This is a genomic window from Pseudomonas boreofloridensis (assembly GCF_030580795.1).
Taxonomy (GTDB): Bacteria; Pseudomonadota; Gammaproteobacteria; order Pseudomonadales; family Pseudomonadaceae; genus Aquipseudomonas; species Aquipseudomonas boreofloridensis.
The window spans coordinates 156629-173052 of the sequence record NZ_JAUQOQ010000002.1 but is presented as its reverse complement, the minus strand read 5'-3'; the positions used below and the strand labels follow the sequence as shown (position 1 = coordinate 173052).

General features: G+C 65.1%; 12 protein-coding genes. 6 read left to right on the top strand and 6 right to left on the bottom strand.

All coding sequences use genetic code 11. From position 1 onward, the window contains the following. Positions 1–6: 6 nt before the first annotated feature. Both Q6A47_RS02940 and rep read right to left on the bottom strand, forming a co-directional pair. Complete coding sequence (locus Q6A47_RS02940; protein WP_029614720.1) at positions 7–579, bottom strand: xanthine phosphoribosyltransferase; 573 nt, start codon at positions 577–579, stop codon at positions 7–9. Positions 580–651: 72 nt separating this feature from the next. Further along, positions 652–2661, bottom strand: a complete 2010-nt coding sequence (gene rep, locus Q6A47_RS02935) for a DNA helicase Rep (protein WP_029614721.1) — start codon at positions 2659–2661, stop codon at positions 652–654. Between the two features lie 253 nt (positions 2662–2914). On the opposite strand from rep, the gene Q6A47_RS02930 reads away from it, so the two are divergent. Then, positions 2915–4588, top strand: a complete 1674-nt coding sequence (locus Q6A47_RS02930; RefSeq protein ID WP_116889843.1) for a putative bifunctional diguanylate cyclase/phosphodiesterase — start codon at positions 2915–2917, stop codon at positions 4586–4588. Positions 4589–4618: 30 nt separating this feature from the next. Here the strand turns inward: Q6A47_RS02930 and Q6A47_RS02925 are convergent, their stop codons facing one another. Then, positions 4619–6016, bottom strand: coding sequence for a NorM family multidrug efflux MATE transporter (locus Q6A47_RS02925; RefSeq protein WP_304482958.1), 1398 nt, complete (start codon positions 6014–6016; stop codon positions 4619–4621). A 158-nt stretch (positions 6017–6174) separates the two neighbouring features. Here Q6A47_RS02925 and Q6A47_RS02920 point away from each other — a divergent pair, with 158 nt between their 5' ends. The 3 genes from Q6A47_RS02920 (at position 6175) to Q6A47_RS02910 (ending at position 9645) form a co-directional block, all read left to right on the top strand. Continuing rightward, on the top strand, positions 6175–7101 hold the full coding sequence (locus Q6A47_RS02920) for a LysR substrate-binding domain-containing protein (protein WP_304482957.1): 927 nt from the start codon (positions 6175–6177) through the stop codon (positions 7099–7101). Positions 7102–7194: 93 nt separating this feature from the next. Continuing rightward, entirely contained in the window at positions 7195–9126 is a 1932-nt protein-coding gene (locus Q6A47_RS02915; protein ID WP_039581916.1) for an FTR1 family protein, read from the top strand. 66 nt (positions 9127–9192) lie between these two features. After that, positions 9193–9645 (top strand): YaiI/YqxD family protein, encoded by a 453-nt coding sequence (locus Q6A47_RS02910; RefSeq protein ID WP_029614727.1) that lies wholly within the window; start codon positions 9193–9195, stop codon positions 9643–9645. Positions 9646–9676: 31 nt separating this feature from the next. Here the strand turns inward: Q6A47_RS02910 and elbB are convergent, their stop codons facing one another. Further along, positions 9677–10345, bottom strand: coding sequence for an isoprenoid biosynthesis glyoxalase ElbB (elbB, locus tag Q6A47_RS02905; protein ID WP_039581913.1), 669 nt, complete (start codon positions 10343–10345; stop codon positions 9677–9679). A gap of 126 nt (positions 10346–10471) precedes the next feature. Next, the gene (locus tag Q6A47_RS02900) at positions 10472–11092 is read right to left on the bottom strand and encodes a DedA family protein (RefSeq protein ID WP_029614729.1); all 621 of its coding nucleotides are present in this window, start codon (positions 11090–11092) and stop codon (positions 10472–10474) included. A gap of 209 nt (positions 11093–11301) precedes the next feature. Between Q6A47_RS02900 and hemB the strand changes: the two genes are divergently transcribed. Together hemB and ppk1 are read left to right on the top strand one after the other, a co-directional pair. Continuing rightward, a complete protein-coding gene (gene hemB, locus Q6A47_RS02895; protein WP_304482955.1) occupies positions 11302–12312 on the top strand; it encodes a porphobilinogen synthase in 1011 nt (336 codons plus the stop codon). A gap of 19 nt (positions 12313–12331) precedes the next feature. Further along, positions 12332–14575 carry a polyphosphate kinase 1 gene (gene ppk1, locus Q6A47_RS02890; protein WP_029614731.1) on the top strand — a complete coding sequence of 748 codons (2244 nt, stop codon included), beginning with the start codon at positions 12332–12334 and terminating at the stop codon, positions 14573–14575. A 122-nt stretch (positions 14576–14697) separates the two neighbouring features. On the opposite strand, the gene ppx is transcribed toward ppk1, so the two are convergent. Continuing rightward, positions 14698–16200, bottom strand: coding sequence for an exopolyphosphatase (gene ppx, locus Q6A47_RS02885; protein ID WP_295484063.1), 1503 nt, complete (start codon positions 16198–16200; stop codon positions 14698–14700). Positions 16201–16424: the final 224 nt, after the last annotated feature.

Sequence of the window (16424 nt, the reverse complement as noted above, 5' to 3'; positions counted from 1 at the left end):
AAGTGGTCACTCGATGAAGGTGACCACACCGCCTGCCAGCGACTGCACCCGCGCCAGCGACTCGACACGGTAGCCCTGGCTGTCCAGCTCGGCGCGGCCGCCCTGGAACGACTTCTCGATGACGATGCCCAGGCCTGCCACGGTGGCACCGGCCTGCTTGATGATCGAGATCAGCGCCTGCGAGGCCTTGCCGTTGGCCAGGAAGTCGTCGATCACCAGCACGCGGTCGCTGCTGTTCAGGTGGCGCGGCGAAATGGCCACGGTGTTCTCGGTCTGCTTGGTGAACGAGTACACCGACGCAGTCAGCAGGTTCTCGGTCAGGGTCAGCGACTGGTGCTTGCGGGCGAAGATCACCGGCACGCCCAGTTTCAGGCCGGTCATCACGGCCGGCGCGATGCCGGAGGCTTCGATGGTGACGATCTTGGTCACGCCGGCATCGGCGAACAGGCGGGCGAACTCGTCACCGATCAGCTGCATCAGGGCAGGATCGATCTGGTGATTGAGAAACGCGTCGACTTTGAGAACCTGATCGGAAAGCACGATGCCTTCTTCGCGAATCTTCTGATGCAGTGCTTGCACTGTGTATTCCTCGATGTAGCAAAAGTCGCCGCATCCAAGGGTCGCGGCACAGGTTGAAAGAGTAGGGGTGATTCAGCGTTTGAGCATGGCCCGAATGTCGGCCAGTGCGTTGTTGCCTCGCGCGGCCTTGACCTCCACCGGGGCGTCGTCCAGGCCTTCCCAGGCCAGGTCGTCCGGTGGCAACTCGTCGAGGAAGCGGCTGGGGGTGCAATCGATGATCTCGCCGTACTGCTTGCGCTTGGCGGCGAAGGTGAACGCCAGGGTCTGGCGCGCGCGGGTGATGCCCACGTAGGCCAGACGGCGTTCTTCCTCGATGGTGTCGGCTTCGATGCTGGAGCGGTGGGGCAGGATTTCTTCTTCCATGCCCATGATGAACACGTAGGGGAATTCCAAGCCCTTGGAGGCATGCAGGGTCATCATCTGCACGCCCTCGGCGTTTTCTTCCTCTTCCTGCTGGCGTTCGAGCATGTCGCGCAGCACCAGCTTGCCGATGGCGTCCTCGATGGTCATGTCACCCTCTTCGTCTTTCTCCAGGGTGTTCTTCAGGGCGTCGATGAGGAACCAGACGTTGCCGATGCGAAAATCCGCGGCCTTGTCGCTGGCGGTGTTCTGGCGAATCCAGTTCTCGTAGTCGATGTCCTTGACCATCTCGTGCAGCGCGGCGATCGGGTCGTCCAGAGCGACCTTGTGGCGCACGCCGTCGAGCCAGTGCTTGAAGCGCTGCAGGCGCTCGGTGTAGCGCGCGTCCAGGTGCTCGCCCAGGCCCATCTCCTCGCTGGCGGCGTACATCGACACACCGCGCTCGGTGGCGTAGTTGCCGAGCTTCTCCAGGGTGGTCGAGCCGATCTCGCGGCGTGGCACGTTGATCACCCGCAGGTAGGCGTTGTCGTCGTCCGGATTGACCAGCAGGCGCAGGTAGGCCATGAGGTCCTTGACCTCCTGGCGTCCGAAGAAGCTGTTGCCGCCGGAGAGGCGATAGGGCACCTGGTGGTGCTGCAGCTTCAGCTCGATCAGCTTGGCCTGGTAGTTGCCGCGGTAGAGGATGGCGAAATCGCTGTAGGGACGGTCGGTGCGCAGGTGCAGGGTCAGGATTTCCATGGCCACGCGTTCGGCCTCGGCTTCCTCGTTCTTGCAGCGAATCACGCGGATTTCGTCGCCCACGCCCATCTCGCTCCACAACTGCTTCTCGAAGTCGTGGGGGTTGTTGGCGATCAGCACGTTGGCGCAGCGCAGGATGCGGCTGGTGGAGCGGTAGTTCTGCTCGAGCATCACCACCTTCAGGGACGGGTAGTCTTCCTTGAGCAGCATCAGGTTTTCCGGGCGCGCGCCGCGCCAGGCGTAGATCGACTGGTCGTCGTCGCCGACCACGGTGAACTGGTTGCGCAGGCCGATGAGCATTTTCACCAGCAGGTACTGGCTGGCGTTGGTGTCCTGGTATTCGTCGACCAGCAGGTAGCGCACACGGTTCTGCCAGCGATCGAGCACGTCCGGGTGCTCCTGGAACAACTTGACCGGCAGCAGGATCAGGTCGTCGAAGTCCACCGCGTTGTACGCCTTGAGCGTGCGCTGGTAGTGGGTGTAGACGATGGCGGCGGTCTGCTCGCGCGGGTTGCGCGCCTTTTCCAGGGCTTCGGCGGGCAGGATCAGGTCGTTCTTCCACGACCCGATCATGTTCTTGATCTCGTCCAGGCCGTCGTCGCCGGAATATTCCTTCTGCATGATGTCCGACAGCAGCGCCTTGATGTCGGACTCGTCGAAGATCGAGAAACCTGGCTTGTAGCCCAGGCGCTGGTGTTCCCGGCGGATGATGTTCAGGCCCAGGTTGTGGAAGGTGCACACCGTCAGGCCCCGGCCCTCGCCCGGGCGCAGCAGGGTGGCGACCCGCTCCTTCATCTCGCGCGCGGCCTTGTTGGTGAAGGTCATGGCGACGATGTACTGGGCACGGATGCCGCAGTTCTGGATGAGGTGGGCGATCTTGCGCGTGATCACGCTGGTCTTGCCGGAGCCTGCACCGGCGAGCACCAAGAGAGGGCCGCCGACGTAGTCTCGGGCTTCCTGTTGCCGGGGATTGAGTCGGGACATGCTAGAAACCGGGGGTGACCAGAAAAATAGCCGCGCATTCTAGCAGGCATGGGGGGGTTGTGGCGCGACCGTCCGACCGGGCGCTGTCGGGTTTCGACACAATTGCCCAGGCGGCGCGTTTGGCGCAGGATGCACCCCGAAATCCGTCGTAATGCCGGGCAGGGACCGCCACGTTTAAAAGTGAGAATCATTGCTAATTGTCGGTTAGCATATGGCTACTCGACATCATCGGTCCACGGCCTAAGGAGCCCGCTTGTCCACGCCCACCGAACCCTTGCGTCTGCTGCTGTTGGCCGAGGAGCCGCTTTGGGCCGCCCTGTTGCGCGACTGTGCGCGACCGTTGGCCGACAGCGCCGTGTTGCTGACCGCGCCGAGCTGGGAGGCGGTGGACAGCCTCTTCGCCCATGATCGCCAGGCGGTGGTGCTGGCCACGCCCGAGTTGCAGCCAGCGGTGGGCCGCTGCGCGTTGCCGGTCATCCTGCTGCTCGACGCCGAGCCGGATAACGCGCCGGAAGGCGTCAGCGATTGGCTGGTGCGTGACCAGTTGAGCAGCGATACGCTGCGTCGCTCACTGCGCCATGTGCGCGAGCGCGGCGCGCTGGTGGCCTCGTTGCAGCGCTTGGCCGAGCAGGACCCGCTCACCGGCATCGCCAACCGCCAGGGCTTCCAGGCGCTGCTGGCCGCACGCTTGACCCAGCATGGCGGTCGCGGCCTGGCCCTCGGTCACCTGGACCTGGACACCTTCCGCCACGTCAACGACGCGCTCGGCCATCAGGGCGGCGACCGGGTGATATTGCAGGTGGTGCACCGGCTCAAGCAGTTGCTGGGGGCCGACGATCAGTTGGCGCGCCTGGGTAGCGACGAGTTCGCCCTGCTGATCGACACCCGCCACGACACCGGCCGCGCCGAGCGCATCGCCGAGGCCATCGTCGAAGCCCTGGCCGAGCCCTACTGGGTCGATGGTGAAAGCCTGTTGCTGGGATGCAGCCTGGGCCTGGCCCACGCCCGCGCCCAGGCGGGCGCCGACCCGCTGATGTGGCATGCGCACATTGCCATGCGCCAGGCCAAGGGCGTCCAGGGCTGCACGTACCATGTGTTCAACGAGCGGATCAATCGTCATGCCCGCAGCCTGGCCGACCTGGAAAGCGAGCTGCGGCGGGCGCTGCGCCGCGATGAGCTGGAGCTGCACTACCAGCCGCGCCTGGACCTGGGCGCGGGACGTATCGTCGGCCTGGAAGCGCTGGTGCGCTGGCGCCATCCGCAGCGTGGCCTGTTGGCACCGAGCGAGTTCGTACCGCTGGCCGAGCAGAGCGGGCTGATCGTGCCGCTGGGCTACTGGGTGATCTGCCGCGCCCTGCGCGATATGCAGACCTTGCAACTGCGCGGCCTCGATCCCTTGCACATGGCGGTGAACCTGAGCTTCCGCCAGTTCCAGGACAGCCAACTGCTGGCCACCCTGAGTCGACTGATCGTCGAGCACGGCGTCGATGCGCGCTGGCTGGAGTTCGAACTGACCGAAACGGCGGTGATGCGCCGCAACGAGGTGGTGCGCCAGACCATGGATGCCCTCGGGCGGCTGGGCGTGCGCTTCTCGCTGGACGATTTCGGCACGGGCTTCTCGTCGTTCGTGCACCTGAACAGCCTGCCCATCGCGCTGCTCAAGATCGACCGCAGCTTCGTCGCCGGCATGGAGCAGCGCGAAGAGAACCGCAAACTCGTGCACGCGATGATCAACCTGGCGCACAACCTCAACCTGGAGGTGGTAGCCGAAGGCGTGGAAAGCGAGGAGCAGATGGCCTTGCTGCGCGAGTTTGGTTGCGACCAGGTGCAGGGCTTCCTGGTGAGTCGGCCTCTACCGGTGGACGAACTGATGGAGTACCTGCTGGAGGCGTGCGGCGGGGAGCGTGCGGGTCAGGCGCCGCCGTGAACGGGGCGCGCGTGAACCCGCGCCCATGGATCAACGCCGCGAGATCCCCGAGGCTAGCGGCTGGCCACCACCGGCCCTGTGCAGCAACCGCCGCATCCGCCACTCGAACGCCAGGGTCAGTGCCACCGCGGCGCACGCAAGACCCAGCGCCAGTCCCCACCAGATGCCCACGGCGCCGCCACCGAGGGTGAACGCGAACAGCCAGGCGGCGGGGGCACCGACCAGCCAGTAGCACAGCAAGCCGATGACGAAGGTAGTCTTGGCATCCTTCAAGCCACGGATCGAGCCCATGGCGATGGTCTGGGTGCCGTCGAACAGTTCGAACCACGCCGCCACCATCACCAGTTGCACGGCCAGCGCGAAAATGTCGGCGAAGGCCGGATCATGGCGGTCCACCAGCCAGCCGACCAGTGTGTCCGGGAACAACCAGAACAGCACGGCGAAGGCGAACATGATCACCGCGCCCATGCCGATGCCCACCCGTCCGGCGCTGCGGGCCGCCAGCAGGTTGCCGGCGCCGTAGTACAGCCCGACCCGCATGGTCACCGCGTATGACAAGCCGGTCGGCACCATGAACGCTGCCGAAATGATCGGCAGGGCAATCTGGTGCGCGGCCAGCTCCGTGTTGCCCAGCACGCCCATGCACAGGGCGGCGAAGGCGAACAGGCCCACTTCGACGATGTACGTGCCGCCGATCGGCAGGCCCAGTCGCCACAGTTCGCGCAGCGCCTCCAGCGACGGCCGCGACAGGCCCTGGCGCAGGGGATAGGCGTCGTAGGCGCGGTGCCAGCGGATATACAGCGCCAGGGCGACCGCCATGCCCAGCGACACCACGGCGGTGACCAGGCCGATGCCCATCAGGCCGAGTTTCGGCAAGCCGTACAGCCCCTCGATCAGTGCATGGTTGATCAGGTAGTTGAGCACCGTGCCCACCAGGCTGATGACCATCACCGGGGTGGAATGGCCCAAAGCACTGGTGAAGCCGCGCAGGGCCATGAAGGTGAGGTAGCCGGGCAGCGCCAGGGGTAGCAGCGTGAGGAACTGCATGGCCATCTCGACGTTGTCCGGGCGCTGGCCGAACAGCAGCAACAGCGGCTTGAGGTTCCACAGCGCCAGGCCGGCAGCCAAGGCCAGGCCCCAGGCCAGCCACAGCCCGTTCTGCGCCAGGCGCGTGGCACCGGCGATGTCGCCTGCGCCCTTGCGGAAGGCCACCAGGGTGCCGACGGCGGCGATCACGCCCAGGCAGAAGATCGACACGAACGAATAACTGGCCGCGCCCAGCCCGCCGCCGGCCAGGGCCTGCGGGCTGATGCGGGCCATCATCAGGGTGTCGGTGAGCACCATCAGCATGTGCGCCAGTTGCGAGGCGATCAGAGGGCCTGCCAGGCGCAACAAGGCCTTGAGTTCGGTGGTGGGCGCGACGTGCATGGGGCGGAGTCCTTCGGTGTGGGCGCGGCGATGAAAGTGGACGATTCTGCGGCCTCGGTCAGGTTTGCACAAAAGGATAAATGCGATGCCTGGCATGAGTTGAACTCATGCAGCTAAGATCCACTTCGTTCACGCCATGTCCTTTTTACGGGAGCCGCATGTCTCGTCAGTTGCCTGCCCTTTATGCGTTGCGCGCATTCGAAGCCGCGGCGCGGTTGTGCTCGTTCACCCGCGCGGGCGAAGAGCTGTCCATCACCCAGAGCGCGGTCAGCCGGCATATCCGCACCCTGGAAGCGCACTTCGGCTGCCGCCTGTTCATCCGCCACGGTCGCAGTTTGCAGCTCACCGAAGCTGCGCGCCTGCTGCTGCCCGGCGTACGCGACGGCTTCGCAGCCCTGGAGCGCGCCTGCAACACCCTGCGTGGCGAGGACGACATGCTGCGCATGAAGGCGCCCTCGACCTTGACCATGCGCTGGCTGCTGGCGCGCCTGAGTCGTTTTCGTCACTTGCAGCCGGGCAACGAGGTGCAACTGACCAGCGCCTGGATGGACGTGGACCATGTGGACTTCAACCAAGAGCCCTTCGATTGTGCCGTGCTGCTCAGCGACGGCAATTTCTCCGCCGACTGGGAAGTGCGTCGACTGTTCGCCGAGCTGTTGATTCCGGTCGGTGCACCGCAATTGCAGGCCGAGGCTCCTTGGGATGCGCAGCGGCTGGCCGGGACCGAGCTGCTGCATCCCACCCCCGACCGCCGCGACTGGCGCAGTTGGTTGGCGCGCATGGGCCTGAGCGAAACGGTGCCGATCACAGGTGGGCAGGTGTTCGACACCCTGGAGTTGGGCATGATCGCCGCCGCCCGTGGCTACGGCGTGTCGATGGGCGACCTGCTGATGGTGGCCGAGGACGTTGCCGCCGGCCGCCTGAGCCTGCCCTGGCCCACCGCTGTGCCCAGCGGGCTGGACTACTACCTTGTATGGCCACGCACGCGGCCCGGTGGTGAGCGTCTGCGGCGCTTGAGTGCGTTTCTGCAGGAGGAAGCCGCGTCGATGGACCTGCCGGACGTGGAAATCCTTGACGCGCGCTGATGGCGTTGATGACGCGATGTCCTACTGATTTGTCGCAAGATTTTTCATGAAATCCCTGCGCACCGCTTGAGTGGTGCGAAGTGGAAGTGAACAATGTTCGCTTTCGTATTCCCGCCGAGATTCGCCATGAATTCCCGCTCTTCTCTGCTTGCCTGGCTGTTGTTGCCGGTGCTGGCGCTGTGCAGTTGCCTGGCTGTGGCCGAGTCCCCCGCAGAAGCCACCAAGGCCCTGCACCTGCTGGACTACATCGGCGCCGACTACCCGTCGACGGTGCGCGATGGCCAGGTGCTGGACGACCCGGAGTACCGCGAGCAGCAGGAGTTCGGCGCCGTGCTGGCGGAGCTGCTCGCAGGCTTGCCGGCCCATCCCGAGCGCGATGCGCTGGTGCAGGGTGTGCAGGCGCTGCGCCAGGCCATCGACCAGCGTCAAGCGGGCGCAGCGGTGGCCCATCAGGCGCGACAGTTGGGCGCGCGCCTGGCGGTGGCCTACGAGGTCAGCCAGGCCCCGGTGATCACCCCGGACCCGGCGCGCGGCGCATCGCTGTATGCGCAGAACTGCGCGATCTGCCATGGCGACACGGGCGCCGGCGACGGTCCTGCGGGCGTCGGCCTGGAGCCTGCGCCGGCCAACTTGCGCAATGTCGAGCGGCTCGACCAGCTGAGCCTGTTCGACCTGTACAACACCCTGGGGCTGGGCATCGAAGGCACTGAAATGCCATCGTTCGCCGATCAGCTCGACGAGCGTCAGCGTTGGGACGTGGCCGCCTACATCGCCAGCTTCAGCGCCGACCCTCAGGCTGGCAAAGGCGACGTCACCTGGAACATCGCCGATCTGGCGCGTCAGACCCCGGCCGAAGTCGCCGCCAACCAAGGCGCCGAGGCCGTGGCGGCATTCCGCGCCCAGCGTGCCCAGCCGCCGCAGGTCAAGCGCGGGCCGGCGCAGTTGCTCGACTACACCTCCAGCACCCTGGACAAGAGCCTGGCGGCCTATCGCGAGGGCGATCACGACCAGGCCTATGACCTGTCGGTGGCGGCCTACCTGGAAGGCTTCGAGCTGGTGGAAAGCTCGCTCGACAACATCGACGCGCAGGTGCGCAAGGACACCGAGAAGTCGCTGATGGCCTACCGTCAGGCGCTGCAGGACGGCTTGCCGGTGGAGCAGGCGGTGCAGCGCCTGGACGAAGCCAAGGTGAAACTGGCGCAGGCCGCCAAGCTGCTGGGCAGCGATGGCCTGAGTTGGTCGCTGAGCTACGTCTCGGGACTGCTGATCCTGCTGCGCGAAGGCCTGGAAGCGATCCTGGTGCTGGCGGCGATCCTGGCCTTCCTGCGCAACACCGGCCAGCAATCGGCGGTGCGCAGCGTGAACATCGGCTGGGGCCTGGCGTTGCTCGCCGGCTTTGCCACCTGGGCGCTGGCGGCTTACGTAATCGACGTCGGCGGCGCCCAGCGCGAGCTGCTCGAGGGCTGTACGGCGCTGTTCGCCGCCGTCATGGTGCTGTGGCTGGGGGTGTGGATGCATGACCGGCGCCACGCCGACGCCTGGCAGGACTACATCAAGCGCAGCCTGCTCAGCGGTGGTGGGCGCTTCGGCTTCGCCCTGCTGGCGTTCTTCTCGGTGTACCGCGAGCTGTTCGAGGTGATCCTGTTCTACGAGACCTTGTGGTTGCAGGCCGGTCCTGCAGGGCATCAGGCGGTGCTCGCCGGTGGCGCCACGGCGATGGTGCTGCTGGTGGGGTTGGCCTGGGTGATCCTGCGGGGTTCGGCGCGCTTGCCGCTGTCGCTGTTCTTCAGCATCAACGCTGCGTTGCTCTGCGCGCTGTCGGTGGTGTTCGCCGGACATGGCGTGAAGGCGTTGCAGGAAGCCGGCGTGCTGGGCACGCGGCCAGTGCCGTTCTTCGAATTCGACTGGCTGGGCATTCATGCCGATGCCTATTCGTTGGCTGCGCAGGCCGTGGCCTTGCTAGCGGTCGTGCTGCTGTACGGACGCTCGTGGATGGCCGAGAAGCGTCGGGCGGCGGCGAATTGAGGTGGCGCTTGCCCTGCGCCAAGTTGGGTCCGACACTAGTGTCCTTTTGAACCACGGAACTTCCCCATGCGCATATGGATCGACGCCGACGCCTGCCCCAAGGCGGCCAAGGACCTGATCGTCAAATTCGCCCTCAAGCGCAAGCTGGAAGTGGTGATGGTGGCCGGCCAGGCGGTGGCCAAGCCGGCGTTCGCCATCGTGCGCCTGATCGTGGTGCCCAGCGGCATGGATGCCGCCGACGATTATCTGGTCGAGCATGCCGTGCCCGGTGAGCTGGCGATCTGCAGCGACGTGCCTCTGGCTGATCGGCTGATCAAGAAGGGCGTCGCGGTGCTCGATCCACGGGGCCGTGAGTTCGACGAGCGCAACATGGGCGAGCGTCTGGCCGTGCGCAATTTGTTCACCGAATTGCGCGAGCAGGGGCAGGTAGGGGGCGGACAGGCGCCTTATGGCGAGCGCGAGAAGCAAGCCTTCGCCAACGCCCTGGATCGCATCCTGACGCGGCTGTCCAAAGGCTGAACAGAGGGGGCGTCTGGCGCCCCCTGGGCATTTACTGATCGTCTTCGTGGGTCAGTTCGAGCACACGGTCGACCAGCTTGTAGATACCGCTCGCCGCTTCGCTGATCGAGGTGGCCAGCATGTAGGCCGGGGTGCTCACCAGCTTGCGCTGGGTGTCTTCGACGATGTCGTGCACATCGCAGTCTTCATGGGTGCCGCCCATCTGCACTACCGCAGCGCTGGTGTCGGCGTCGTTGCCGATGGTGCAGACCACGCCTGGACCGTAGATTTTCGCGGCCAGCGCCGGCGAGATGCAGATCAGACCGACCGGCTTGCAGGCGGCGGCGAAGGCTTCAGCCAGCGCCAGCACATCGGGGTGCACGGTGCAGTTGGCGCCTTCGACGGCGAAGTTGGACAGGTTCTTCGCGGCGCCGAAGCCGCCCGGCACGATCAGCGCGTCGAAGTCCTCGGCCTTGGCTTCGCGCACGTCCTTGACCTCGCCGCGGGCGATGCGCGCCGACTCCACCAGAACGTTGCGCGACTCGGGCATGGCTTCGCCGGTCAGGTGATTGATGACGTGCAGTTGTGCCACGTCCGGGGCAAAGCATTGCACTTGGGCGCCACGCTGGTCGAGGCGCAGCAGGGTGATCACGCTTTCATGGATCTCGGCGCCGTCGTAGACGCCGCAGCCCGATAGAATCACCGCGACTTTTTTTGTCATGTTCGTTACTCCCGTGTCGAGACGCTCGAAATCCTGTCGTGTGACGCATTGGATCGCACGCGCCGCCCGGTGTTCATTCGGGGCGGGAGGTCGCGGTCGATCGCTATGACGTCAGAGGCAAAGGCTTCAGTGCTGTTCGTTGCGCGGCTCGGTTGCCGGCTGCGCCTGGCTGGCCAGCGCGGCGGCCTTGCGCTCGGCGCGGCGATTGCGCACATAACGGCGCAGCCAGAGCAGCGCACCGAGCACCAGCAGGGCGCCCAGCACCCACAGTTCGTAGCGCTTGATGTTGCCCAGCATGCCTTCGAGGATGGCGCCGAAATGGTAGGCGGCCGCGCCCAGGGCCAGGGCCCAGATGGCCGCGCCGATGCCGTTGAGCAGCAGGTAACGCCGGGGTGGGTAGCCGGACAGGCCGATGGCCACCGGCATCACCGTGCGCAGGCCATAGACGAAACGGAAGCTCAGCACCCAGATGTCCGGATGACGTCGGATATGCTCCAGGGCGCGGTCGCCCATGGCCTGCCAGCGCGGCTTGCGGGCGAGGATCTTGCGCCCGTGACGACGGCCCATGAAGTACCACAACTGATCCCCGGCATAACTGCCGCAGAACGCCACCAGCACCACCAGGGAAATGTCCATGTACCCACGGAACGCGAGAAATCCTGCAAGCACCAGGATGGTCTCGCCTTCAAAGAAGGTGCCTAGAAAGAGGGCGAAATAGCCGAAATCATGCAGGAATTGTTGAAGCATGTTCTGAGATGCTGGCGAAATGAACGCGCAGCCTACCCCTTCACGCGTCTGGGGGAAAGTGTCCAAATGTGTCTCGAAGTGAACATTTCCTACACGCAAGTGCCCTGCGGCTACAGGTCGCAGGGTTGCCCTTCCCTGTAACCTAGGCGTCATAATGGACGCTTATAACTGTCGCGCTAGCCCGCCTGCGCGGGCTTCAGGAGTCTGCCGTGAGCTTTACCCCCGCCAACCGTCTGTTTCCTGCCACCCGCCTGCGTCGCAACCGCCGGGACGATTTCTCCCGTCGGCTGGTTCGCGAGAACACCCTGACCGTCGATGACCTGATCCTGCCGGTGTTCGTCCTGGACGGCGAGAACCGTCGCGAGGAAGTGCCGTCGATGCCCGGCGTCGAGCGTCTGTCGATCGACCTGCTGCTCGAAGCGGCGCAAGGCTGGGTGGAGCTGGGCATTCCGGCGCTGGCGCTGTTCCCGGTCACGCCAGTGGAGAAGAAGACCCTCGACGGTGCCGAGGCATGGAACCCGGAAGGTATCGCCCAGCGTGCCACCCGTGCCCTGCGCGCGCGCTTCCCGGAACTGGGGGTGATCACCGACGTCGCCCTCGACCCGTTCACCACCCACGGCCAGGACGGCATCCTCGACGAGGAAGGCTACGTACAGAACGACATCACCGTCGATGCCCTGGTACGTCAGGCGCTGTCGCACGCCGATGCGGGCGCCCAGGTGGTGGCACCGTCGGACATGATGGACGGCCGCCTGCAGGCCATCCGTGAAGCCCTGGAGCTGGCCGGGCACGTCAACGTGCGCATCATGGCCTACTCGGCCAAGTACGCCAGTGCCTACTATGGCCCGTTCCGTGACGCGGTCGGCTCGGCGCTGAACCTGGGCAAGGCCAACAAGGCCTCCTACCAGATGGACCCGGCCAACAGCGACGAGGCCCTGCACGAAGTGGCCACCGACCTCGCCGAAGGCGCCGACATGGTCATGGTCAAGCCAGGCATGCCTTACCTGGACATCGTTCACCGGGTGAAGACCGAATTCCGCGTGCCGACCTTCGTGTATCAGGTCAGCGGCGAATACGCCATGCACATGGCCGCCATCCAGAACGGCTGGCTCAGCGAAGCGGTCATTCTCGAATCCCTCACCGCTTTCAAACGGGCCGGCGCCGATGGCATCCTCACCTACTTCGCCGTGCGTGCCGCTCAATTGTTGAGAGGGCAGTAACGCCCTCACAGGAACTCAGATGAATAACGAAGTGCTCACCGCTGTCGAGATCAAACACGCCAAGGCCTTGCCGGAGGAGCTGGTGCAGACCCCGCCGGACCTGCCGACGGCGCCTGAGCCGGAGCCGGAACCGGCTGTCGAGGCCGCCGCGCCGGCGCCGGCCCCGGCTCCAGCCATTGCGGTGCCGAGCCTGGACGACAGCAGCCTGTACATTCATCGTGAACTCTCGCAGCTGCAGTTCAACATCCGCGTGCTGGAACAGGCGCTGGACGAGTCCTACCCGCTGCTGGAGCGTCTGAAGTTCCTGCTGATCTTCTCCAGCAACCTCGACGAATTCTTCGAGATCCGCGTGGCGGGCTTGAAGAAGCAGATCAATTTCGCCCGCGAACAGGCCGGCGCCGACGGCTTGCAGCCGCACCAGGCGCTGGCGCGGATCAGCGAACTGGTGCATATCGAGGTCGACCGTCAGTACGCGATCCTCAACGATGTGCTGCTGCCGGAGCTGGAGAAACACCAGATTCGTTTCATTCGTCGCCGCTACTGGACGCCCAAGCTCAAGACCTGGGTGCGCCGCTACTTCCGCGACGAGATCGCGCCGATCATCACGCCCATCGGCCTCGACCCGACCCACCCGTTCCCGCTGCTGGTGAACAAGAGCCTGAACTTCATCGTCGAGCTCGAAGGCGTCGATGCCTTCGGTCGCGACTCGGGCCTGGCCATCATCCCGGCGCCGCGTCTGCTGCCGCGGGTGATCCGTGTGCCGGAAGAGGTGGGTGGCGCGGGCGCCAATTACGTCTTCCTGTCGTCGATGATCCACGCCCACGCCGACGACCTGTTCCAGGGCATGAAGGTCAAGGGCTGCTACCAGTTCCGCCTGACCCGCAACGCCGACTTGGCACTGGATTCCGAAGAGGTCGACGACCTGGCCCGCGCGCTGCGTGGCGAGCTGTTCTCGCGTCGCTACGGTGACGCGGTACGCCTGGAAGTCGCCGACACCTGCCCGAAACACCTGTCGGACTACCTGCTCAAGCAGTTCAGCCTGAGCGAGAGCGAGCTGTATCAGGTCAATGGACCGGTCAACCTGACCCGCCTGTTCAGCATCACCGGCCTGGACAGCCACCCGGAGCTGCAGTACGCGCCGTTCACCCCGGCCATTCCCAAGACCCTGCAGAACGCCGACAACCTGTTCAGCGTGATCAGCAAGCAGGACATGCTGCTGATGCACCCGTTCGAGTCCTTCACCCCGGTGGTCGACCTGCTGCGCCAGGCCGCCAAGGATCCGCACGTGCTCGCCGTGCGCCAGACGCTGTATCGCTCCGGCGCCAACTCCGAGATCGTCGATGCACTGGTCGACGCAGCGCGTAACGGCAAGGAGGTCACGGCGGTGATCGAGCTGCGTGCGCGCTTCGACGAAGAGTCCAACCTGCAGATGGCCAGCCGCTTGCAGGCCGCGGGCGCCGTGGTGATCTACGGCGTGGTCGGGTTCAAGACCCACGCCAAGATGATGCTGATCCTGCGCCGCGAGCAGGGCGAGATCGTTCGCTATGCGCACTTGGGTACGGGCAACTACCACGCGGGCAACGCGCGTCTGTACACCGACTACAGCCTGCTGACCTCCGACGACGCCCTCACCGAGGACGTCGGCAAGCTGTTCAGTCAGCTGATCGGCATGGGCAAGACGTTGCGCATGAAGAAGCTTTTGCATGCGCCGTTCACCCTGAAGAAGGGCATGCTCGACATGATCGCCCGCGAGACGCAGTTCGCCCTCGACGGCAAGCCGGCGCACATCATCGCCAAGTTCAACTCGCTGACCGATGCCAAGGTGATCAAGGCCTTGTACAAGGCCAGCCAGTCGGGTGTGAAGATCGACCTGGTGGTGCGCGGCATGTGCTGCCTGCGGCCAGGCATCGCCGGGGTGTCGCACAACATCACGGTGCGCTCGATCATCGGTCGCTTCCTGGAGCACACCCGGGTGTTCTACTTCCTCAATGGCGGCGACGAGCAGATCTACCTGTCCAGTGCCGACTGGATGGAGCGCAACCTCGACAAGCGCGTCGAGACCTGCTTCCCGGTCGAGGGCAAGAAGCTGCTGCTGCGGGTGAAGAAGGAGTTGGAAAGCTACCTGACCGACAACACCCAGGCCTGGACGCTGCAGTCCGACGGGCGCTATGTCCGTAGCACGCCGACCGGCAACCAGAACCCGCGCAGCGCCCAGGCGACATTGCTGGAGCGCCTGAGCAATCCGGTGTTGAACGTACGCTAGCCGCGCAGCGGTAGGGCGGTGGCAGCGGCGCTTCGCCGCTGCGACTGATATCCAGCAAAGCGCGTCGCGGGGCCTGACACCGGCCAGGCCGGTGTTCGCGGCACCCGGCCGCTTGCACAGGTTCAGCGAACGCTGAGAATGAACCCCACCCGCGCCAGCCACTCGGCTTCGTTGGCGAAGTCGGCCTGGGTCAGTTGGTTCTGTTCCAGCCAGCCTTCGGGGAAGACCACTTCCAGGCTGTCGTCGTCAGCCTTGAGTTCCACCTTGGGCATCTGCTGGGTGCCGCGAATATGGTGGAAGAGAATGGCGAAGCGCAGCAGCACGCACAAGCGGATCAGCTTCACGCCGTCGTCACCGAATTCGGCGAACTTGTCCTTGGGAATGTTGCGGCGGTGGCCACGCACCAACAGCGCCAGCATCTGCTGGTCTTCGCGGGAGAAGCCTGACAGATCGGAGTGCTCGATCAGGTAGGCGCCGTGCTTGTGGTAGTGGTAATGGGCGATGTCCAGACCGATTTCATGCACCTTCGCCGCCCAGCCCAGCAAGTCGCGCCAGTTGCCGTCTTCCAGGTCCCAGGCCTTGGCCACTTGGTCGAAGGCGTGCACAGCCTTGCGCTCCACGCGCGCGGCCTGACCCTGATCGACGTGGTAGCGCTCCATCAGCGAGTTCAGGGTGCGCTCGCGCACGTCCTCGTGGTGATGGCGCCCCAACAGGTCGAACAGCACGCCTTCGCGCAGGGCGCCGTCGCAGTGGTCCATGCGCTGCAGTTCCAGGGCGTCGAAGATCGCTTCGAGAATCGCCAGGCCCGCCGGGAAGATCGCGCGGCGGTCAGGCTTGACCCCTTCGAAGTCGATCTTGTCGACCTCGCCGAGCTTGAACAGCTTGCGCTTGAGCGAGGCCAGCCCTTCGGCGTTGACTTCGCCGCTGCCTTGGCCGTTCGCCTTGATCGCCGCACCGATGGCCCGAATGGTGCCGGAAGAGCCGATGGCCTCGTCCCAGGTCAGGCGGTGCAAGGCGTTTTCAATGCTCATCAGTTCCAGGCGCGCAGCGGTGTAGGCCTGGGCATAGCGTGCCGGAGTGACCTTGCCGTCGCGGAAATAGCGCTGGGTGAAGCTCACGCAGCCCATCTGCAGGCTCTCGCGCAGCAAGGGTTCGAAGCGCTGGCCGATGATGAACTCGGTGCTGCCGCCGCCGATGTCGGCCACCAGGCGTTTGCCCGGCGTGTCGGCCAGGGTGTGCGACACACCCAGGTAGATCAGGCGGGCCTCTTCACGACCGGAGATGACTTCCACCGGATGGCCAAGGATGGCCTCGGCGCGCTGGATGAACGCGTTGCGGTTGCGCGCTTCACGCAGGGCGTTGGTGCCGACGATGCGCACGGCACCGGCGGGCATGCCGTTGATCAACTGGGCAAAGCGCTTGAGGCACTCGAGGCCGCGCTGCATGGCTTCTTCGCTGAGCAGGCGGTCTTCGCTGATGCCGGCGGCCAACTGAACCTTCTCCCCCAACCGTTCCAGAATGCGGATCTCGGTATGGTGGGCTTTGGCCACGACCATGTGGAAGCTGTTGGAGCCAAGGTCGATGGCGGCGATCAGGGACAGGTTCTTCGCGGTGGTATGCGGCATATCTGGTTGTTCTCGGTCGATAACCCGGCAATCCTGACATGATCGCAGGCTGACGCCAACGCGCGGCATGGCAAGGGTTGACGCAAGGCAATGTGCGGATGGCCTGCATGACTGCTCGGTGAAGGCCTGGAACGGATCCTATGACGCTTGTATGACAGTTTCATTCACAGCGTCTTGCTCAACTATAGTGACACTCAATCGCTCGCGACTTCCGATAGGCCGTG